This is a genomic window from Pseudomonas sp. S2_F03 (genome assembly GCF_054668335.1).
In genome coordinates, this window is record NZ_CP162759.1 from 5,750,930 (window position 1) to 5,770,274 (window position 19,345).

Here is a 19,345-nt window from a genome sequence, read left to right on the forward strand (position 1 = left end):
ACCTTGGCCTGCCCTTGGCCGTGTTGATTATCTGGTTGCCTCGCCTGCGCTCGCGCGCTAACCCGCAAGACAACCCCGCGGACAGTGCCAGCGCCATCAGCGAATTGACTCGCGATCTTTCCTACACCACCAGTCATAACGCGTTGTCGGCGGCCGGAGTGGCCTATTCGGTCAAGCAACTGGCGGACAAACTGCAATCGCAGCTCAACGCGGCGGCGCAAATTGTCAGCAACGCCGAAGTGATGATCGCTACCGAACAAGTCACCTCCAAACTCAGCCGCGACGCCCTCGGCGCCGCCAGCGAAGCGCATCAAAGCGGCGCAGCGGGGCGTAAAGAGCTGGTTGAGTCCATCGCCCGAATGCATCAACTCAGCCAGCGCGCCAGCAACAGTCGCGAGCTGATCGAGGCCCTGAGCCTGCGCAGTGACGATATCCAGCGGGTGACGCTGGTGATCCAGTCCATCGCCAACCAGACCAATCTGTTGGCGTTGAACGCCGCAATCGAAGCGGCGCGGGCCGGGGAACATGGTCGCGGGTTCGCAGTGGTGGCCGATGAAGTGCGTGGCCTGGCGGCGCGAACCGCGACGGCGACCGGCGAAGTCGGCGAGATGGTTGCCGATATCCAGCAACGCACGGCTCAGGTCGTGGAGCAGATTCGCCAACTGTCCAGCGACCTCGACACGGGTGTCGAGCAAGTCGAGCACACGGGGCAGCACCTGGAAAACATTGCGCGATTGGCCGCTGGCGTCGAAAGCCAGGTCGGGGAAATCGCCCGGGGCGCGGACACCAATCGCGAACAACTCGACAGCCTGTTTCATGCGATCGAGCAGATGCGCAGCGATCTGGCGATCAGCGACCAACAGACCCAGCGCCTGGCCCAGGCCGCCGTGCAGATGGAAGGTCAGGCTGAGTCCATCAGCGAGCGCCTGGCCGAAGTCGGGCTGGATGACTATCACCAGCGGGTCTATGACTTGGCCCGCGAGGGCGCGATGCAGATTGCGGCGCGCTTTGAAGCGGACATCAGCCAGGGGCGAGTCAGCCTCGATGACCTGTTTGATCGCAATTACCAGGCGATCCCGAACACCAGCCCGCCCAAGTTCCAGACCCGCTTCGACCGCTATACCGATCAAGTCTTGCCGGCGATACAGGAACCGTTATTGCCGCTTCATGAAGGCTTGGTGTTTGCCATCGCCTGCACTCAACAGGGGTATGTGCCGACGCATAACAACGTCTTCAGCCAGCCGCTGACCGGCGACGTGCAGGTCGATACGCTGCAAAACCGCACCAAACGCAAATTCGCCGACCGCACCGGTATCCGTTGTGGCAGCCATCAAAAGCCAGTGCTGTTGCAGACGTATACCCGCGACACAGGTGAATTGATGCACGATCTTTCGGTGCCGATCATGGTCAAGGGCCGGCATTGGGGCGGTTTGCGCTTGGGTTACAAGCCCCAAGTTCCTCGCTGAAAGGGGGCGATTGTTACGATTTTGGCAACGAAGCTATACAAGCTCGTTGCTGTTTCCTCGCGAATGAACTCATTAACATGCCTATGTAGTTAGGTTGCTAATGAAATTCGAGAGGCCAGCATGCAAAGCAAAGTGGATGTCGCAGTCATGATTGGTAGCGGTGTGCCCGCCTGTTTGCGCGCGATGGGGCAGAGTGTCTGTTGGGTTGTACTGCTCAACGGTGAGCGCCGGGGGACGGCGTTTTCCAGCCGCGATGAGGCCGAAGAGTGCAGGGCTGCCTGGTTGGCGCAATTGAGCGCTGAATCACCTGACAGCCTGCATTGATTGCGCGGGCTAGTGAAGCTGGTGCAAGCGCAAGTTCAAGTCATCGACCACCCGCGCCCAATCGGCGTCTTCGCGCAGTTGCTCTTTCAGAAAGCCGGCTTGTTGCGGGGTCCAGAACTCGGCGTCGATCATTTTCTTGTCGTCGGCCAACGGTGAGTGGCTGGCGATGAAATCATCGATGGCCTTCTGGCTGGAATCCAGGCCGAGTTGGTCGAACAAGCCTTTCAAGTCGTGTGTGGGTGAATCCATGTTCATCTCCTTGCGGGCCGCGTCGAGTGCGAGATCTGAAGGGCAGCTTCATTGCATCTGAGGAGGCCGCGCTTCAGGAGTTCGATGGATGTGCCAAAGCAGGAAAGAGCATAGACGGCAAATTCGATGATCAGGCTTTCAATGCCCCCGCATCGACGGCAGCCTTCAGTTCCTTGGCCGATTCCTGAGCGGCGATAGCGGCGACTTCCGCTGTTTTGAACCAGCGATCTTTCTCGACCTGGTGATACGTCACCGTGGTCAATTTCGGTTTGGCGCGCATGACAATCACTGCCTGGAATTCGCCATCGATCTCTCTGGCTTCACCCCGGATCATAAACTCGCCGATATCAAATTCCGTCACGTAGCAGCCTTCCCTTGGAAATGTTTTGTTGTTTTGAACGCCGTCCGACGTGGGAACGGGTTTCATGGGGCGGGCAGTATGGCAGTTGTTGCCCGCCGGCGGCTGAGTTAAGTCGAGCGTTTGACGAAACGTCTATTGAAATGAATTCGGTGGACGCTTCATTCGCGTGATTCAAGTGAGCGAGCAAGTGCACACGCCTGGTTATGATCGCCGCGGAAACCTCTGACGCGTCCTGTGGCGGTTTCCTTTATGTGGAAGAATGCAATACCTGCCGGAACCACCTGAAACCTTGGTCGGGCAGGCTCTTCTGGGTGAAACCGAGGTGCTTCGAGCAACCCCTGATGCAGCGGCGAGGCGTTGTGAGCGTAAGGTGGCTGGGCGGTTGCAAAGTGAGTCATCGTGCACATATGAAGTCCTTTTCTTTATTTTACCGACGTATGTACGTCGTTATGGGTAGTCTCTGTGAGCGTCGCTGCTCTAGAATCGCCACCACGGGTTGGCGAATGGTGTTCATCTAAAGCAATTTTTTGCGGCTGATATGTCGGAAAAGTGCTTTTCTTGAAGCGTTTTTTCCTTACAGTTGGTAATCCGGTTTCCTCTGGCGGTAAGAAGGGCAATTTCCTTCAACATCTGACGACTTTGACGGAAGACGGCGCGAGCGATATTCCAGTAGGCTCGCTGACCTCGCGATGCATGAGCCCTCAGCCAGGATCAGGATTTCAACCCGGTTTTTTTGAAAGACCATCGGCATGGCCGCTATTTTCTGCCGTGCGCTTTTTTGCGTGCGGCATCAATCTCAGATGTGGGGATGTTTCCTTGGCAGTAAGTAATCTCGATATGCATGCTTTGTTCGTGCTGGGTGATTTGCGCGCAAAGTTGGTTAAACAGTTTCAATCTCGTTTCGTCTACATCACCGAACAGAATGCCGAAGGCATTTATATTGCCGAGATCGACACCGAAGAAGCGCTGGTGGTGGACGATAAGCCAGGGCTCAAACTGAAGGTCGGTGATCATTTCAGCGCGTCTGTTCTACCCAGTCGCGAAGGCGGCAAGCTGGACATCAAGTTCCGCGAAATCAAACTGACGGTGTATGGATTGGGTGATTACGCATTTGTCACCACGCCCGACGGTCAGGCGATTGTGTTCAAGGAAGGTCATAGCGTGGTGATGGTGTTCGCCGCTCATCAACAATTGCAGGAAGGCCTGACCAAAACCCTGAAAGCCGTAACTGCCAAAGCCGCCAAGTGGCGCAAGGGCGAACTGGTGACTTTCAAGGCCAGTGAGTGATGTCGGTGACCCGCGCCGATTTCCATGAACAGAACCAGGCCAGTGCCCACACTGAAGCCCTGCGGCTGTTCGAGCAGAAGGCAGTTCTGCAGGGAGCCTGGCTGAGTTGGGTGGCGTCACAGATCTATACGCTGCGTCCGGCGGCGTACGCCAGCATGGTCAGAAGAGAGCTGGCCCGTTTGCAGGAATCTTCCGAAACGTAATTCGCATCCCTCGAAATCAGGATCCTCTACTACAGTCAATTGACTGAATATTTTGAGGCTTGTGGTCGTTTATCAGGCCATCCTGCTATTGCTGTGAACAGCACGAGGTGCAAAAGCATGAGAGGATTTCGACGGTTGCTGGCGGCGTCCCTGGCCAGCGTCGGATTGTTAACATCTCCCGTCCCGATATTGGCGGCCCAGGCACCGATCCACTTCGCCGACCTGAATTGGGAAAGTGGCAGCCTGATCACCGATATCCTGCGGATCATCGTCGAGAAGGGCTACGGGTTGCCGACCGATACCCTGCCGGGAACCACCATTACCCTGGAGACCGCACTGGCCAACAATGACATTCAGGTCATAGGTGAAGAATGGGCCGGTCGCAGCCCGGTCTGGGTCAAGGCGGAGGCTGAAGGCAAGGTCGCGAGCCTGGGCGATACGGTCAAGGGCGCAACCGAAGGCTGGTGGGTCCCGGAGTATGTGGTCAAGGGTGACCCGGCCAAAGGCATCAAGGCGCTAGCGCCGGATTTGCGCAGTGTCAGCGACCTGCCTAAATATAAAGACGTGTTCAGCGACCCGGAAAGCCCGGGCAAGGGGCGCTTCCTCAACAGCCCGATCGGCTGGACGTCGGAAGTGGTCAACAAGCAGAAGCTCACCGCCTATGGCCTGAACGACAGCTACGTGAACTTTCGCAGCGGTTCCGGGGCCGCGCTGGATGCAGAAATCACTTCATCGATCCATCGGGGCAAGCCGGTGCTGTTCTATTACTGGTCGCCGACGCCATTGCTCGGACGCTTCAAGTTGATTCAACTGGAAGAACCCCCCTTCGACGCCGAAGCCTGGAAAACCCTGACCGACGCCGACAATCCAAACCCGCAGCCGACGCGTTCGCTGCCCTCGAAGCTGTCCATTGGCGTGTCCACGCCGTTCCAGAAACAGTACCCGCAGATCGCCGAGTTCTTCAGCAAGGTCGATTTCCCGATCGATTCACTGAACAAGGCACTGGCCGATATGAGCGAAAAACACACCCCGCCACGCCAGGCAGCGGAAGCGTTCATGAAGACGCATCCGGATATCTGGCAGGCTTGGGTGCCAAAGCAGGTGGCTGACAAGGTCTCCGCCGAACTGGAAGTAAGCCTGTGCCGCACACGTTTGTATTTCACCGAGTATCGCTATCACCGCCCGGAGCACGTTCGCTCCCTCTGGATGGATGCCCGAAGATGAATCTGCTGGTCGCACAATGGATGGCTTCAATTTTTCTGATAATCAGCCTGGTCCACGTGTATTGGGCCTCGGGCGGCAAGCTGGGCAGCGAGGCGGCGGTGCCGCGAGTGCCCGGGGAGGGCGGCGCGCAATCAAGGCCTGCGTTCAAGCCGTCGGGAATCGTGACGTTGCTGGTGGCGGGGGCGCTGTTACTGATCGCCATGCTGGTGTGTCTGCGGGTCGGGCTTTGTTTGCCGGCGGTGCATGACAAGTGGCTGCAATGGGTGCTCAGTGCCATTGCGATACTGATGTTCGCCCGGGCGATTGGCGATTCGGAACTGGTGGGATTCTTCAAAGAGGTCAAGAATTCGACGTTTGCCCGGCTCGATACCTGGGTCTATTCACCACTGTGCGTGGTGTTGGGGGCCGGGTTGCTGACGGTTGCCTGGGTTTGAAGTGCCCGGATTGGCGCATGGCCGGGCAGGCCAATCCGGGTGATTCAGCGTGTAACCTTAGCTTCTGCCATCCGTGCGCCGACTACTCACCTCGGCCGGCACATCGTCGCCGGCCATGCGCTTGCGGAACAACGCCGCGCGCGCCAGCAGCAAGGTGGTCACCGGTACGGTTATCGCCAACAGGATTGGAATCAGCCAGGCATGCACCACTGGTGTCGATTTGAGCGCCGAAAAGTAAATGATCGACGCCAGTGCCACACACCATGCCCCCAATGTCGAGGCCAACGCTGGCGGGTGCATGCGCTGGAAGTAATCCTTCATCCGCACCAGGCCAATGGCGCCGACCAGCGCAAACAGACTGCTGAGCAGCAGCAGGATCGCCACTGGAATCTCGACCCACAGCGACAGTTCGCCATTCATTCGATCACCTCGCCACGCAGCAGGAATTTCGCCAGGGCAAACGAGCCGACGAAACCGAACAGGGCGATCAACAACGCCGCCTCGAAGTAGGTATCACTGGCATAACGAATGCCCAGCGTCAGCATCATCAGCATCGCGATGATGTACAGATAGTCCAGGGCCAGAACCCGGTCCTGGGCTGAGGGGCCCTTGAACAGACGGATCAGCGTCAGAATCATCGCCACGGAAAACATGAACAGGCTCAGCAGGACGGCGTTCGACAGCAGTGGGCTCATTCGAAGATCTCCATCAAGGGGCGCTCGTAGGTTGCCTTGAAGTGCTGGATGAACACGGCTTCGTCATCCAGATCGAACACATGCAGCAACAGGATGCTGCGATCCAGCGCCAGTTCCGACCAAACGGTGCCCGGGACCACGGTGCAGATCGCCGAGAGTGCGGCGAGGCCGTTGGCGTCGCGCAGGTCCAGCGGCACTTTGATGAAGCGTGAACGTGGCGCGCGGCGACCGGCGTTCAGCACGCCCCAGGCCACGGCGAGGTTGGACGCCAGTACGTCTCGACCGACCACCAGGAGCAAACGCAAGATGACGCCGGGGCGACGGATACGAATCGGCAGCGGTCGCAATCGGCGCATCATCAACGGTGCGCAGAAGCCCAGCATCGCGCCGAGCAACAGATTGCCGGGGCTCATCGACTGGTTCAGCACCAGCCACAACACCCCTAACGCCAGCGACAGCCAAGGGGCAGGAAACAGGCGTTTCACGGTTGCACCTCCAACATTGCCGCTTTGGCTTCCGGGCTTGGCACTGCGCGCGTGCCGAGCACGGCCATCACGTATTGCTGCGGGTTGTTCAAGGCATCGGCGGCCGCCTGGGTGTAACGCAGCAGCGGTTCAGCCTTGAAGGTCAGCGCAATACTCAGCCCCAGGAGAATGATGATCGGCACGCTTTCCAAACGGTGCAGCAGCGGCGATGGACGTTCTTGCGGGGTCCAGAAGCGCTGGATGCCCAGGCGCGAGAAGGCGATCAGTGAGGCGAGCCCTGACAGAATCAACAGTGCGAGCAACCCCCATGCAGCGTTCGACACCGGTTCGCCAGCGCCATTGCCCAAGCCCAGCGGGTTGAGGAGGGCGTTGAGCAGGCTGAGCTTGCCGATGAAACCGGAGAGCGGCGGCATGCCGATGATCAGCAGCGCGCAGGCAATGAAGCTCAAGCCGAGGAAGGCCATGGTCCAGGGAATCACCTGGCCGACCACGGCTTTCTGATCGTCATCGAGGTTGAAGCCTTTGGGCGGTTGCTCGGACAGCGTCGGTCGTGCGATCAGGTCGGCGTCATCGAACAGCGGCGCTTCATTGACCGAACGGGAACGTTCGATCAACTCGGCCAGCAGGAACAGCGCGCTCAGCGCCAGGGTCGAGCTGACCAGGTAAAACAGCGCCGCGGCGATCAGGTTCGGCTGGGCGAAGCCGACGGCTGACAGCAGAATCCCTGCCGACACCAGAATGCTCAAACTGGCCATGCGCTCCAAGCGTTGGGCCGCCAGAATCGCCAGCGCTGCGCAGACGATCGTTGCCATGCCGCCGTAGATCAGCCAGTCACCGCCAAAGTAGGCCGATGCCCCGGCCTGGCCGGAGAACAGCAAGGTCCACAGACGCAGCAGCGTGTAGACGCCGACCTTGGTCATGATCGCGAACATGGCCGCTACTGGTGCGCTGACCGAGGAGTAGGCCGGTACCAGCCAGAAGTTCAGCGGCCACATCCCGGCCTTGGCCAGGAACGCCACCGCGAGAATCCCCGCGCCGGCATGCAGCAAGCCGCGATCGGCTTGTGGCACCAGCGGGATTTTCAACGCCAGGTCGGCCATGTTCAGGGTGCCGGTGACGCCATAAATCAGCGCCGCGCCAATCAGGAACAGCGACGACGCCAACAGGTTGATCGAGATGTAATGCAACCCCGCCGACACTCGCGGTCGACCCGAACCGTGGAGCATCAAACCGTAGGAAGCGGCCAGCAGCACTTCGAAAAACACGAACAGGTTGAACAGGTCGGCGGTCAGGAATGCGCCGTACAGCCCCATCAATTGAATCTGGAACAGCGCGTGGAAGCTGGAACCGGCGCCGTCCCAGCGGGCCATGGCGAACAGCAAGGCGCTGACGCCGATGATCCCGGTCAGCACCAGCATCAACGCTGACAGGCGATCAACCACCAGCACCAGGCCGAATGGCACCTGCCAGTTGCCCGGCAGGTACACACCGATAGAGCCGGGAACGCCGGTGGTCTGTGTCCATTGCAGCAGCAACACCGAAATCCCCAGGCCCAGAAGGCTGGAGAACAGGTTGATCCTGGCTTTCAGCGGACGGTGTTTTTCGCCGAGCATCAACATGATGGCGGCAGTCAGCAGCGGTAGCAGGATCGGGGCGGCGATCAGGTGCGTCATTGGATTCATTCTTTAGGCTCCCGGCCATCGACATGGTCGGTCCCGGTCAAGCCCCGGGATGCGAGCAGCACCACCAGAAACAACGCGGTCATGGCGAAGCTGATCACAATCGCGGTCAGCACCAGTGCTTGCGGCAGTGGGTCGGTGTAGTGCAGCAAGTCCTGCGGCACGCCGTCCTTGATGATCGGCTCCCTGCCGATGAACAGGCTGCCCATGCTGAAAATGAACAGGTTGACGCCATAGGACAGCAGGCACAGGCCCATCACCACCTGGAAGGTTCGCGGCCGCAGGATCAGCCAGACGCCGGACGCCGCGAGAACGCCGATGGCGATTGCGATGACTTCTTCCATCAGACGGCTCCTTGTGTGGCGACGGGTTTGGGCTGGGCTGCGGTTTTGTGGCCGCGAACCGATTGGTGAGCGAGGGCGGTGAGGATCAACAGCGTCGAACCGACCACCACGCCATACACGCCGATGTCGAAGAACAGCGCGCTGGCAATGTGAATGTCACCCAGTACCGGCAGGGTGAAATGCCAGGTGTGGGTGGTCAGGAACGGATAGCCGACCGCCATGGCCCCAAGCCCCGTGACCGTGGCAAACAGCAACCCGATGCCCATCCAGCGCAGCGGTCGCAGGCTCATTTGCGCCTCGACCCACTGCGTGCCGGCGACCATGTATTGCAGGATGAACGCGACCGACATCACCAGCCCCGCGACAAAACCGCCCCCCGGTTGATTGTGTCCGCGCATGAACAAGTAGAACGACACCACCAGCGCAATCGGCAGCAGCAGACGCACCAGCACTGCCGGGACCATCATGAAGCCCAGCGCGGTGTCGCTGGCGTGGCGCGGGTTGACCAGGTCGGTGACCACGTCCGGTGCCAGCAAGCGTTGCTGGGCTGGCAATTGCAGGCTTTCCTTGGGCGGGCGGAAGCGTCGCAGCAGGGCGAACACGGTCAGGGCCACTGCCACCAGCACAGTGATTTCACCGAGGGTGTCGAAGCCACGGAAATCCACCAGCATCACGTTGACCACGTTGCTGCCGCCACCTTCGGGCAGGGCGCGGCTGAGGTAAAACGAGGAAATATCGTTAGGCGTCTGGCGTGTCAGCATCGCGTAGGCCAGCAAGGCCATGCCGCCACCGACCACGGTCGACAACAGCAAGTCGCGGATACGCCGGATGCGCGCCTTGCGCAGGCTGCTTGGCAGTGGCGACACCCTCTTCGATCCGTCGTGGCAGCCAGCGCAAACCGAGCAGGATCAGCACGGTGGTCACCACTTCGACGGCCAGTTGCGTCAGTGCCAGGTCTGGCGCGGAGAACCAGACGAAGGTCACGCAGGTCATCAGGCCGCAGACGCTGACCATGGTCAGAGCCGCGAGCCGGTGATACTTGGCCTGCCACGCCGCGCCGAGGGCGCAGGCAATCGCCAGCAGCCACAGGGTCACGAACACGATAGAGCCCGGAATTTTCGGTCGATCCCCCCAACTCAGGCTGCTGTGGAGCATCGGAATCAAGCCGGCCAACACGGCAGCGAGGACCATCAGGAACAATTGGGTTTGCAGGCGATGGGTGCTGATCCGGCGCACCAGACGGCGGGCCAGGCGCATCATGATCACCAGGCTGCGTTCGAACAGGCGCTTGCCATTCAACCGGCCAATGACCGGCGGGTATTTGAAGCGCCCGCGCTTGAACTGATTGCGCAGCAGCAGATAGAGCACGATGCCGCCGGACATGGCGATCAGGCTCATGATCATTGGCGCATTCAAGCCGTGCCAGATCGCCAGGCTGTACTCCGGCAGCGTCCCGCCTACTACTGGCAGGGCTGCGGCGGCCAGTATGGAACCGACCACTTGCGCCGGGAACATCCCCACGACCAGGCACGTGAACACCAGCAACTCAACAGGTGCGCGCATCCAGCGTGGCGGCTCGTGCGGGGTGTGCGGCAGATCGGTGGCGGTCGGGCCGAAGAACACGTCGACGGTGAAGCGTAATGAGTAGGCGACACTGAATGTGCCGGCGATGGTCGCGACAATCGGCAGGCTCCACTCGATCCACGCCGTGGCATTGATGAACACGGTTTCGGCAAAGAACATTTCTTTGGAGAGGAAACCATTGAGCAGCGGCACGCCGGCCATCGAGGCGCTGGCGACCATGGCCAGGGTGGCGGTGAACGGGATGAGCTTGATCAGGCCGCTGAGTTTGCGGATGTCGCGGGTGCCGCTTTCGTGGTCAATGATCCCGGCGGCCATGAACAACGAGGCCTTGAAGGTGGCGTGGTTAAGAATGTGGAACACCGCGGCCACGGCGGCCAGCGGGCTGTTCAAGCCCAGCAGCAGGGTGATCAGGCCCAGATGGCTGATGGTCGAGTAGGCCAGCAACCCTTTGAGGTCGTTCTGGAACATCGCGCAATACGCACCCAGCAACAGGGTGCAGGCACCGGCGCCGCTGACGATGTAGAACCATTCTTCGCTGCCGGATAACGAAGGCCAAAGTCGCGCCAGCAGAAACACCCCGGCCTTGACCATGGTCGCCGAGTGCAGATAGGCCGAGACCGGTGTCGGCGCCGCCATCGCGTGGGGCAACCAGAAGTGGAAAGGGAATTGCGCACTTTGCTCAAGGCGCCGATCAGGATCAGGGGTAACAGAAGCGGGTAGAGGGCATGTGCGCGAATCAGATCGCCGGCGGCCAGGACCTTGTCCAGGTCATAGCTGCCGACCACATGGCCGAGCAGCATGACCCCCGCCAGCAGGCACAACCCCCCCGCGCCGGTGACCATCAACGCCATGTAGGCGCCGCGTCGTGCGTCGGCACGGTGATGCCAGTAGCCGATCAGCAGGAACGAGAAGAGGCTGGTCAGCTCCCAGAAAAACACGATCTGGATCAGGTTGCCGGAAATCACCAGTCCGAGCATGGCGCCCATGAACGCCAGGAAAAATGCGAAGAACCGCGGCACCGGATCGTCCGGCGACATGTAATAGCGTGCGTACAGCGAGACCAGTGTGCCGATGCCCAGCACCAGCATCGAAAACAGCCACGCGAACCCGTCCATGCGCAAGACGAAGTTCAGGCCGAGGCTTGGCAGCCAGAAGAATTCTTCGCGGATTACGCCGCCATGGGCGATTTGCGGGTACAGGAACGCGACCTGGACGGTGCCGATCAGTGCGATCAGGCCCGCGAGCAAGGGGGCTGTATTGCGTGCGTTGTGCGGCAGGACGGCTGCCAGACAGCTGCCAATAAATGGCAGAAGCAGTAGAACTATCAGGGACATAGGCTTCTAATCTGCGGGAGTTTGTGAAGCATCATACGTGCCAGCTCCCGGATCACCAAACGCGAAGCTGTCGCAGAATCCTACACGGTAGACGGAAAAAGCCTGATTCACATTGTTTCAACGGGCCGGTTTAAACCCTTCTGGCCCCATCGCGAGCAAGCTCGCTCCCACAGGGGCCAGTTGTGTTCACACTCTGGTGGCACAACGCAGAACCCATGTGGGAGCGAGCTTGCTCGCGATAGCTATCTATCAGACGCCACAGATCTCGCGATTTAACCCTGTGTTTCCCGCTCCAACTCCGCCGCCGCCGCAGCACCTTTACCCTTGGTCTTCAATTCACTCACAATCACCGCCGCCACAATCAACCCCGCACCCACCAACGCAATCGCCGGCAGCCGCTCCCCGGCAATTCGCCCGACAATCCCGGCCCACACCGGCTCCCCGGCATAAATCAAGGTCGCGCGTGTCGGCGAGACACTCTTCTGCGCCCAGTTCATCGCCACCTGAATCACCGCGCTCGCAGCGCCAAGGCCCAGCGCGCTGCACAACAGCAGCCATGAGAAGTCCGGAATGTGTTCCTGGGTCGGCACCACCATCAAGAACGACAACACCGACGTGGTCGCCAATTGCACCACGGTCACTCGACGCACATCGACCTGACCGGCATAGGTGCTGATCAGGATGATTTCTGCGGCAATCGCGATGGCGCTGATCAGCGTAGCGATTTCGCCAGGGCTGAAATTGAACGAAGCGCCGGCGGGTCCCGACAGCAGCATCAACCCGGTAAACGCCAGCATGATCCCGATGCTTGGCATCAGCCCCGGACGCCGCCCCAGTACCAACCATTGCAGCAACGGCACGAAGGGTACGTACAACGCGGTAATAAACGCCGACTGACTGCTGGGAATGCTCTGCAAACCCACCGTCTGCAAGCCATAACCGAGCATGATCGCCACCCCGATGAACGCCCCGGCCTTGAGTTCGAACAGGGTCAACGCCCGCAGGTGTCGCCAGGTGAACAGCGCGACCAGACTCGCGGCAGCGGCAAAGCGCAGACCGACGAAAAACATCGGTCCGCTGACGGTCATCGCATGCTGCACCAACAAAAAGGTTCCGCCCCAGACCATGGTGATCAGCACCAGCACGCACTCGGCTTTGCTGAACCGTGAGACGCGGGGGGAGGTGGGAGAAGAGTTCACTGACGTCATGACCTTGCGCGCTACTTGAGGGCGACGCACAATGCGCCGAATGTTGCGCAGTATACTGCCCAACCCCACCAAGTGAGCAATATAGTGCACAAAGATTCCACCCCGCGGGCTTCGGTCCTCCAGCACGTCAGCCAGAACGTCCGGCGCTTGCGCCACGCCGCTGACATTAGCCAGACCGTGCTGGCCGAAAAGTCCGGGGTCAGCCGCCGGATGCTGGTGGCCATCGAAGCCGGCGACAACAACGTCAGCCTGACCACCCTCGACCGCGTGGCCGAGGCACTGGACGTGAGGTTCAGCGACCTCATCCAGGCCCCGGACGCCCGTGACACGAACCGCATCAACGAAGTGGCGTGGGCCGGAGTAATCCCCGGCAGCAAAGCCGTTTTACTGTCCAAGGCCACCGCCACCCGCGAAGTGGAACAATGGGAATGGTGCCTGCAACCGGGGGAAATTTACCCGTCGCAACCGGACGCCGAAGGCTGGAGCGAACAGATCTACGTGTTCGAAGGCTGCCTGACCCTGATGTTGGGTGACACCCCGCAGCACATTGCTGCCGGTGAGTTCTTTATGTTCGCCAGCAACCAGCCCCATGCCTATCGCAATGACGGGCCGGTGGCGGCGCGGTTTGTGCGCAACGTGGTGATTTGACTGTTGGCTCATCAACAGTGGATAGACACTTTGCTCTTTTAAAGCTGATGTTATTTCTTGGAAAGCATCTCAACCTGTTGAAATAACTTGCAATCATGTTCAGGCACGACTTCTGCAAATGCGAACAGAGCATTCACCAGAAACCCGGAGCCGGTCCATGACAACCCCCGCCAAACCCCCAAGCATCCGCCGCGAAATTCGTCTGAACGCGTTTGACATGAACTGCGTCGGCCACCAGTCGCCGGGCTTGTGGGCGCACCCGCGCGATCGTTCGTGGCAGTACAAGGATCTCGAATACTGGACCGATCTGGCGAAGATCCTTGAGCGTGGCAAGTTCGACGGTCTGTTCATTGCCGATGTGCTCGGCATCTACGACGTTTACAACGGCAATGGTGACGCGGCGATCCGCCAGGCCGCGCAGGTGCCGGTCAACGATCCGCTGCAACTGATTCCGCCAATGGCGCTTGTCACCGAGCATCTGGGGTTCGGCCTGACCGCGTCGTTGTCTTTCGAGCACCCGTATCCATTCGCCCGGCGCCTGTCGACGCTCGACCACCTGACCAAGGGCCGGGCCGGCTGGAACATCGTCACCTCGTATCTGGAAAGCGGCGCCAAGAATATTGGCCAGAAAAACCAGACCGAACACGACGCCCGCTACGACTTCGCCGAGGAATACCTGGAGGTTTGCTACAAACTCTGGGAAGGCAGTTGGGAAGAGGGCGCGATTCTGCGCGATCGCGAGCGGCGGGTCTTCAGCGACCCGCGCAAAATTCACGAGATCCGCCACGTTGGCAAACATTTCCAGGTGCCGGGCATTCACCTTTGCGAACCTTCGCCGCAGCGCACACCGGTGCTTTACCAAGCGGGAGCATCGAGTCGTGGCAAACAATTTGCGGCCGAGCATGCCGAATGTGTCTTCGTCGCCGCACCGTCGAAAGTGCTGCTCAAGAAAACCGTGGCAGACATTCGTCGCCGCGCCGCCGAGGCCGGGCGCGATCCGCGCAAGATCCTGATCTTCAACCTGCAAACGGTGATCCTTGGCGAAACCGACGCGAAGGCCAAAGCCAAGTTCGAGGAGTACAAAACCTGGGTCAGCTACGAAGGTGCCATGGCGCTGATTTCCGGCTGGACCGGCATCGACTTCAGCCAGTTCAAACCGGATGAACCGCTCAAGCATGTGCACACCAATGCCATTCAATCGGCGGTGGAGGCGTTTTCCACGGCGGATCCGAACAAGGTCTGGACGCCCAATGAACTGGCGGACTGGGTCGGCATTGGCGGGTTCGGGCCATTGTTTGTCGGCAGCCCCGAGACAGTCGCCGATCTTCTGCAAGAGTGGGTGGAGGAGACCGACGTAGACGGTTTCAACCTGGCCTATGCACTGACCCACGAAACCTTCATCGACGCGGTGGAGTTGCTGGTGCCGGAGTTGCAGAAGCGTGGGGTGTACAAGACCGACTATGCGCCGGGGACCTTGCGTGAAAAATTGTTTGGGGAGGGGCCGCGTTTGGCAGACGTTCATCCCGCAGCGGGTTATCGGGATCTGGCGGCGTTGCGGCAGCAGGAGAAGAAGGTGGTATCTGCTTAGCCGCCATCATGAGCAGGCTCACTCCTGCAAGGAGGGGTGTTTGTGTGCTGGAGGGCAAAACATTAAGGTGGCAGACAGTGGATTTTTATTCAGGGAGTCATTGACCAGTGAGTATGGAATGAGCGAAATCCAAAGCGGACAGGCCAACGACGCCATCCGCCATGCAGACATTCTGATTATCGGCGGCGGCCTCAGTGGCGCGATGCTGGCCGCGCAGTTGTTGCGCTTGCCTGGCCGGCGCTCGGTGCTGGTGATCGAGCCGCGCACCGAGCTGGGTCGGGGCGAAGCCTATAGCGCGGTCGAGTTGGGCCATACGCTGAACGGCAACGCGGCGCGCATGAGTGTCGACCCGGACAACGCCGATGACCTGACGCAATGGCTGACCGAACACATCGCCGCCGGTGGCTGGCCGGAATCGGCCGAGCAACCTGTGCCGATCAGCGAGTTGTTCCCGCCACGGGGCCTGTTCGGCGTGTACGTGCAACAACGCCTGGCCGAGGCGCAAGCCGTCGGGGCGTTGAATGGCTCGACGGTCGAGCATGTGCAGGCCGAGGTGATTGATCTGCAAGCGGGCGACGATTCGGTACGGCTGACATTGAGTGACGGTCAACGCTTGCAGGGCGCTTATGCGGTGTTGGCGACGGGGATGTTTCCCGCGGCGCGCACACCGCAGACCGAGTCCAGCGGTTTGAACGCCGCGGCGCTGGATCCGTGGGATGTGGCCGCCATGCGCCAGCTCGATCCGCAGTCCACCGTGCTGATCATCGGTTCCGGCCTGACCATGGTCGATGCCGTGGTGTCGCTGGAGCAGGCTGGGCATCGTGGGCCGATCGAGGTGTTTTCGCGTCACGGCTTACTGCCGCACGTACGTCGCCAACCGCCGGCCTGGGTGGATTTCCTGGCCGAGGACCAGAGCATTCGCACACCTCGGCAGTTAGTGCGTGAACTGCGCCGGCACTGCCGGCAGGCCATCGCTGAAGGCATCGACTGGCAAGCACCACTCGACACCGTGCGTGCACACATTGGCCGGTTGTGGAATCAGGCGACGGACCGCCAGCGTCGGCAATTTGTGCGGCATGTTCGGCCGTGGTGGGAAAGTCATCACCATCGTTCGCCACCGCTGAGTGCTGCCTTGGTGGAGCGTTTGCACAGGGAAGGGCGGTTGCGGATTCAGGCGGCGTCGTTCAAGGGCCTTGAGCCCGCGTCGCAGGGCGGCGTCAGCATCCGCATTCGTCGCCGTGGCGAAGAGGGCACCTGTGTGGTTCAGGGCGCAGCGTTGATCAATTCCAGCGGCATCGAATATGACTGGCGCCGGGTTGCTCGACCGTTGCCACAACAACTGTTGGCGCGCGGGTTGATCCGACCGGGGCCGTTGGCCTTGGGGATTGCAGCGGCTGCAGACGGCGCCGTGCTGGATGCCGGTGGTCAGGTTGCCACTCGCCTGTTCGCCATGGGCCCCCGTTGCGCGGCATGTGGTGGGAAAGCACGGCGGTCACCGACGTCGCACTACAAGCCAAGGCCCTCGCCGCACGACTGACGTAGCAGCTGCCGAGCCTGCGAGGCTGCGTCCGGCCGCGCAGCGGTCGTAAAATCAGGCGATGCGGTGTTTCAGTCAAACCGAGTGAGTAGGGTTTACGACCGCTTCGCGGCCGGACGCAGCCTCGCGGGCTCGGCAGCTGCTACAGGAGCCGGTGTGTTTCCAGGAAAAACCCCGGGTAGATTGGGTCTGCCCGGGGTTTTTTGTTCAAGCGGCGCAAAGCTGTTGATCAATAACGCTGATATTTCGAACCGAACTCAGGGCGGTTTTCAGCGACGTACAACGTGGTCGGCTGGCTGTCCTTTTTATCGACTTCGACAGTGTTCACATTGAGGGTGGCCGGTTGGCTGACTTTCACTGCCGCGACAACCTGCGAGGTGGCGTGGGGGGCGGCGATAGCGGACGTTGCGCCAAGAACCGAGAGGGCGAAACCAAGACCGATGAGGCTTTTCATGGGGTTGCTCCAGAGCGTGGGAAGAAGATGTCGCCACTGTAGTGCTGGAGCCCGGCGATGAAAAAACACCCTTGGGCATAGTCGTTATCGAGCGCGCTGATCCGTTGTCAGCGAGGCGTGCGGTCGATCAGCCAGCGCTGCTTGATATGTTCCAGGCGTCCGTCGCGCCTCATTTCGTCCAGCGCCAGTTGCCAGCGCTCCACTTGAGCGGCATCGGTCTGCGGTGAAAACGCGATGTACGTACTTTGCTTCATCAGGGGCATCTGGTAGTGCAGCCGACTGGGCGCCAGCCCGACTTCTCGCGCCATCGCCGTGATGGACAGGGTATCGGCCACCACAAATTCTGCACGGCCCAGACTCGCCAGGCGCATCATTTGTTCGGGCGTTTCGACGCCGTACAGGTTGTTCAGGCCTTGCTGTTGCAAGTAGCTGTAGGCCAGCCATTTTCGCGGGACGGCGATTCGGCCCAGGCTGGCGGTCTCGCTCAGGGCGCTGACAGGGGGCAGGGTGCTGTCGGTGGCGTAGAGGGCCGTTTCCACCTCCATCAGCGGGCCGACCCACTGGTACAGGCCTTCGCGCTCGGCGGTGCGAAAGATAGTGAACACCCCGGTGGCGGGCTCGGTCCCGGCATCGCGCAAGGCCCGCAGCAAAGGGACTTGCTGCAAATGCACCGAGTCGCCCGTGCGTTGGGCCAACGCCTGCACCACATCCACACCAAAACCCACCAGTGTGTCGCCTTGCTGAAAGTGCAACGGTGGGTGGTTGTCGGTGAGCAGTTTCAGGTCTGCTGCGACTGCGCCAACACTCAGCAACAGCAGCAAGCAACCGGCAATGCGCTTCATAAATCGTCCCTGATGAAATGAATCGCGCAGCTTAGTACGAGCGGGCGGCACTGTCCCGAGGAATTGCCGGGGCTTTTGTGTCAGATCGTAGGATTTAAAGGCTGTGGGATTTGCGTATGTTTCGCCAGTTTCTATATACAAAACCCCTAGGAAGATTCTGCGCCAAGCAATTCCACCGGGTACGAGAACACGTAGCCTTCGCTGCGCACGGTCTTGATGTAGGTCGGCTCGCGTGAATCATCCAGCAGGCGTTGACGCAAGCGGCTCACCAGCAAGTCGATGGAACGGTCGAACAGGTCGGCGTCGCGGCCTTGGGTCAGGTTGAGCAATTGGTCGCGGCTGAGTACCCGCTGCGGGTGATCGAGGAAGACGCGCAGCAAACGGTATTCCGCGCCACTGAGGGCCACCAGCGTGTCGTCTTCGTCCAGCAAGTGGCGGGCTGTGGTATCGAGGCGCCAGCGGCCGAAACCGAGCAGCCGGCCGGTTTCGGTGATCAGCAGGTTCGGCGGCAACATTCGCGTGCGGCGCAATACCGCATTGATCCGCGCCAATAGCTCGCGGGCGGCGAAGGGTTTGGTCAGGTAATCGTCGGCGCCCATTTCCAGGCCGAGGATGCGATCGGTTTCGTCGTTGCGCGCAGTGAGCATCAGGATCGGTGTGGCTTTGTGTTTGCCGGCGCGTAATTCACGGCACAGCACCAGGCCGTCATCGCCGGGCATCATGATGTCCAGCACGATCAGGTCCACCTGATTGGTTTCCAGAAAACTGCGCATCTGCCGGCCATCGGCAACCACTGTAGTGCGCAGGCCGTTTTTCTTCAGGTAATTGCCCACCAGTTCGCGGATCTCCCGATCGTCATCGACGATCAGGATGTGGTTCACATGGTCCATTGCACAAACCTCTTCTTATTAGTTCGCTGCGCGCTACACGGCGCGACGCAGATTTGTATCGCACTGTATCGGGCGCGCTGTTTGACACCTTACGCCTTAATAACGCCGTTTTGACGACACATGGCAGATACCTTGGGGCGGTTGAATGGGATCCATCGAGACAAGACGACTTGCCTCACCACCACCGCCTATCGCAGCCCTGAGGAAATCACCATGAACTGGAACACACTCGTTGCCGCCAGCTTCTTCGCTGTCCTGAACATCACTGCGTTTTCAGCCCATGCCAATGATCAAACCCAGGCGCAGGTCTCTGCTCACGGCGCGCATCTGGATATCAAGAAAGTGCTGTCCGCCGAAGACTCCGGCAGTGGTTGCGGCATTGTCAATGCTCGCCTGAACTACCTTGATTCCAGCGGCACGCACAAGGTTCTCGATTACAGCAAACTCGCGGACTGCGCCAATCAGGGCGGTTGATCGGCCCACTACGTCGTCCAAAACAATCGTTGAAT

At 60.3% G+C, this 19,345-nt stretch carries 20 protein-coding genes and 3 pseudogenes; 10 read left to right on the forward strand and 13 right to left on the reverse strand.

The genetic code is table 11. The features are described 5' to 3' along the window. The first annotated feature begins 242 nt into the window (after window positions 1-242). Both AB4N76_RS27040 and AB4N76_RS27045 read left to right on the forward strand, forming a co-directional pair. Complete coding sequence (locus AB4N76_RS27040) at window positions 243-1,466, forward strand: methyl-accepting chemotaxis protein (protein WP_460164645.1); 1,224 nt, start codon at window positions 243-245, stop codon at window positions 1,464-1,466. A gap of 120 nt (window positions 1,467-1,586) precedes the next feature. After that, a complete protein-coding gene (locus AB4N76_RS27045) occupies window positions 1,587-1,790 on the forward strand; it encodes a hypothetical protein (RefSeq protein ID WP_046027607.1) in 204 nt (67 codons plus the stop codon). A 9-nt stretch (window positions 1,791-1,799) separates the two neighbouring features. Here the strand turns inward: AB4N76_RS27045 and AB4N76_RS27050 are convergent, their stop codons facing one another. From AB4N76_RS27050 to AB4N76_RS27060, 3 genes are all read right to left on the reverse strand, one after another. Then, window positions 1,800-2,039, reverse strand: a complete 240-nt coding sequence (locus AB4N76_RS27050) for a DUF2789 domain-containing protein (protein ID WP_046027606.1) — start codon at window positions 2,037-2,039, stop codon at window positions 1,800-1,802. A 130-nt stretch (window positions 2,040-2,169) separates the two neighbouring features. Next, window positions 2,170-2,400, reverse strand: coding sequence for a hypothetical protein (locus AB4N76_RS27055; protein ID WP_046027605.1), 231 nt, complete (start codon window positions 2,398-2,400; stop codon window positions 2,170-2,172). Between the two features lie 158 nt (window positions 2,401-2,558). Then, entirely contained in the window at window positions 2,559-2,807 is a 249-nt protein-coding gene (locus AB4N76_RS27060; protein ID WP_077430288.1) for a hypothetical protein, read from the reverse strand. A gap of 409 nt (window positions 2,808-3,216) precedes the next feature. Between AB4N76_RS27060 and AB4N76_RS27065 the strand changes: the two genes are divergently transcribed. The 4 genes and pseudogenes from AB4N76_RS27065 to AB4N76_RS27080 all read left to right on the forward strand — a co-directional run bounded on the left by AB4N76_RS27065 (window position 3,217) and on the right by AB4N76_RS27080 (window position 5,548). Continuing rightward, complete coding sequence (locus tag AB4N76_RS27065; protein WP_046027604.1) at window positions 3,217-3,687, forward strand: hypothetical protein; 471 nt, start codon at window positions 3,217-3,219, stop codon at window positions 3,685-3,687. Beyond that, window positions 3,687-3,890 carry a hypothetical protein gene (locus AB4N76_RS27070; protein ID WP_046027603.1) on the forward strand — a complete coding sequence of 68 codons (204 nt, stop codon included), beginning with the start codon at window positions 3,687-3,689 and terminating at the stop codon, window positions 3,888-3,890. The genes AB4N76_RS27065 and AB4N76_RS27070 overlap by 1 nt, the downstream gene beginning before the upstream one ends. A 117-nt stretch (window positions 3,891-4,007) precedes the next feature. Further along, window positions 4,008-5,021 (forward strand): annotated as a pseudogene (locus AB4N76_RS27075) (ABC transporter substrate-binding protein); the annotation flags it as partial. Window positions 5,022-5,110: 89 nt separating this feature from the next. Then, window positions 5,111-5,548, forward strand: coding sequence for a DUF3995 domain-containing protein (locus tag AB4N76_RS27080; protein WP_046027599.1), 438 nt, complete (start codon window positions 5,111-5,113; stop codon window positions 5,546-5,548). Window positions 5,549-5,605: 57 nt separating this feature from the next. Here AB4N76_RS27080 and AB4N76_RS27085 read toward each other — a convergent pair whose 3' ends face one another. From AB4N76_RS27085 to AB4N76_RS27115, 7 genes and pseudogenes are all read right to left on the reverse strand, one after another. Next, window positions 5,606-5,968: a Na+/H+ antiporter subunit G gene (locus AB4N76_RS27085; RefSeq protein ID WP_046027597.1), complete on the reverse strand. Its 363-nt coding sequence runs from the start codon at window positions 5,966-5,968 to the stop codon at window positions 5,606-5,608. Continuing rightward, window positions 5,965-6,243, reverse strand: coding sequence for a K+/H+ antiporter subunit F (locus AB4N76_RS27090; protein WP_046027596.1), 279 nt, complete (start codon window positions 6,241-6,243; stop codon window positions 5,965-5,967). The genes AB4N76_RS27085 and AB4N76_RS27090 overlap by 4 nt, the downstream gene beginning before the upstream one ends. Next, window positions 6,240-6,728, reverse strand: coding sequence for a Na+/H+ antiporter subunit E (locus AB4N76_RS27095; protein WP_046027595.1), 489 nt, complete (start codon window positions 6,726-6,728; stop codon window positions 6,240-6,242). The genes AB4N76_RS27090 and AB4N76_RS27095 overlap by 4 nt, the downstream gene beginning before the upstream one ends. Further along, a complete protein-coding gene (locus AB4N76_RS27100) occupies window positions 6,725-8,410 on the reverse strand; it encodes a monovalent cation/H+ antiporter subunit D (RefSeq protein WP_046027593.1) in 1,686 nt (561 codons plus the stop codon). The genes AB4N76_RS27095 and AB4N76_RS27100 overlap by 4 nt, the downstream gene beginning before the upstream one ends. Then, the gene (locus tag AB4N76_RS27105; RefSeq protein ID WP_007944721.1) at window positions 8,407-8,751 is read right to left on the reverse strand and encodes a Na+/H+ antiporter subunit C; all 345 of its coding nucleotides are present in this window, start codon (window positions 8,749-8,751) and stop codon (window positions 8,407-8,409) included. Before AB4N76_RS27105 ends, AB4N76_RS27100 begins: the two co-directional genes overlap by 4 nt. Beyond that, window positions 8,751-11,669 (reverse strand): annotated as a pseudogene (locus tag AB4N76_RS27110) (monovalent cation/H+ antiporter subunit A). Before AB4N76_RS27110 ends, AB4N76_RS27105 begins: the two are co-directional and overlap by 1 nt. Window positions 11,670-11,941: 272 nt before the next feature. Continuing rightward, a complete protein-coding gene (locus AB4N76_RS27115; protein WP_460163796.1) occupies window positions 11,942-12,967 on the reverse strand; it encodes a DMT family transporter in 1,026 nt (341 codons plus the stop codon). Here AB4N76_RS27115 and AB4N76_RS27120 point away from each other — a divergent pair. The 3 genes and pseudogenes from AB4N76_RS27120 (at window position 12,962) to AB4N76_RS27130 (ending at window position 16,655) form a co-directional block, all read left to right on the forward strand. Next, a complete protein-coding gene (locus AB4N76_RS27120; protein WP_460163797.1) occupies window positions 12,962-13,525 on the forward strand; it encodes a helix-turn-helix domain-containing protein in 564 nt (187 codons plus the stop codon). The genes AB4N76_RS27115 and AB4N76_RS27120 overlap by 6 nt on opposite strands. A gap of 184 nt (window positions 13,526-13,709) precedes the next feature. After that, window positions 13,710-15,113 (forward strand): LLM class flavin-dependent oxidoreductase, encoded by a 1,404-nt coding sequence (locus tag AB4N76_RS27125; RefSeq protein WP_046027885.1) that lies wholly within the window; start codon window positions 13,710-13,712, stop codon window positions 15,111-15,113. A 118-nt stretch (window positions 15,114-15,231) separates the two neighbouring features. Next, window positions 15,232-16,655: pseudogene (locus AB4N76_RS27130) on the forward strand (FAD/NAD(P)-binding protein). Between the two features lie 224 nt (window positions 16,656-16,879). On the opposite strand, the gene AB4N76_RS27135 reads toward AB4N76_RS27130, so the two are convergent. The 3 genes from AB4N76_RS27135 to AB4N76_RS27145 form a co-directional block, all read right to left on the reverse strand. Beyond that, window positions 16,880-17,104, reverse strand: a complete 225-nt coding sequence (locus tag AB4N76_RS27135) for a hypothetical protein (protein WP_046027583.1) — start codon at window positions 17,102-17,104, stop codon at window positions 16,880-16,882. 107 nt (window positions 17,105-17,211) lie between these two features. Next, the gene (locus AB4N76_RS27140) at window positions 17,212-17,946 is read right to left on the reverse strand and encodes a substrate-binding periplasmic protein (protein WP_460163798.1); all 735 of its coding nucleotides are present in this window, start codon (window positions 17,944-17,946) and stop codon (window positions 17,212-17,214) included. Between the two features lie 146 nt (window positions 17,947-18,092). Further along, entirely contained in the window at window positions 18,093-18,836 is a 744-nt protein-coding gene (locus AB4N76_RS27145; RefSeq protein WP_046027579.1) for a response regulator, read from the reverse strand. 213 nt (window positions 18,837-19,049) lie between these two features. On the opposite strand from AB4N76_RS27145, the gene AB4N76_RS27150 reads away from it, so the two are divergent. Beyond that, complete coding sequence (locus tag AB4N76_RS27150) at window positions 19,050-19,310, forward strand: DUF2790 domain-containing protein (protein WP_046027574.1); 261 nt, start codon at window positions 19,050-19,052, stop codon at window positions 19,308-19,310. The last annotated feature ends 35 nt before the right edge of the window (window positions 19,311-19,345 follow it).

Bases quoted from the DNA above. Each gene is read 5' to 3' on its own strand.
- AB4N76_RS27045 (WP_046027607.1), top strand. From the start codon at position 1,587: ATGCAAAGCAAAGTGGATGTCGCAGTCATGATTGGTAGCGGTGTGCCC.
- AB4N76_RS27050 (WP_046027606.1), bottom strand. From the start codon at position 2,039: ATGGATTCACCCACACACGACTTGAAAGGCTTGTTCGACCAACTCGGC.
- AB4N76_RS27150 (WP_046027574.1), top strand. From the start codon at position 19,050: ATGAACTGGAACACACTCGTTGCCGCCAGCTTCTTCGCTGTCCTGAAC.
- AB4N76_RS27085 (WP_046027597.1), bottom strand. From the start codon at position 5,968: ATGAATGGCGAACTGTCGCTGTGGGTCGAGATTCCAGTGGCGATCCTG.
- AB4N76_RS27060 (WP_077430288.1), bottom strand. From the start codon at position 2,807: ATGTGCACGATGACTCACTTTGCAACCGCCCAGCCACCTTACGCTCAC.
- AB4N76_RS27040 (WP_460164645.1), top strand. From the start codon at position 243: ATGATCGCTACCGAACAAGTCACCTCCAAACTCAGCCGCGACGCCCTC.
- AB4N76_RS27100 (WP_046027593.1), bottom strand. From the start codon at position 8,410: ATGAATCCAATGACGCACCTGATCGCCGCCCCGATCCTGCTACCGCTG.
- AB4N76_RS27080 (WP_046027599.1), top strand. From the start codon at position 5,111: ATGAATCTGCTGGTCGCACAATGGATGGCTTCAATTTTTCTGATAATC.
- AB4N76_RS27140 (WP_460163798.1), bottom strand. From the start codon at position 17,946: ATGAAGCGCATTGCCGGTTGCTTGCTGCTGTTGCTGAGTGTTGGCGCA.
- AB4N76_RS27145 (WP_046027579.1), bottom strand. From the start codon at position 18,836: ATGGACCATGTGAACCACATCCTGATCGTCGATGACGATCGGGAGATC.
- AB4N76_RS27105 (WP_007944721.1), bottom strand. From the start codon at position 8,751: ATGGAAGAAGTCATCGCAATCGCCATCGGCGTTCTCGCGGCGTCCGGC.
- AB4N76_RS27070 (WP_046027603.1), top strand. From the start codon at position 3,687: ATGTCGGTGACCCGCGCCGATTTCCATGAACAGAACCAGGCCAGTGCC.
- AB4N76_RS27135 (WP_046027583.1), bottom strand. From the start codon at position 17,104: ATGAAAAGCCTCATCGGTCTTGGTTTCGCCCTCTCGGTTCTTGGCGCA.
- AB4N76_RS27090 (WP_046027596.1), bottom strand. From the start codon at position 6,243: ATGAGCCCACTGCTGTCGAACGCCGTCCTGCTGAGCCTGTTCATGTTT.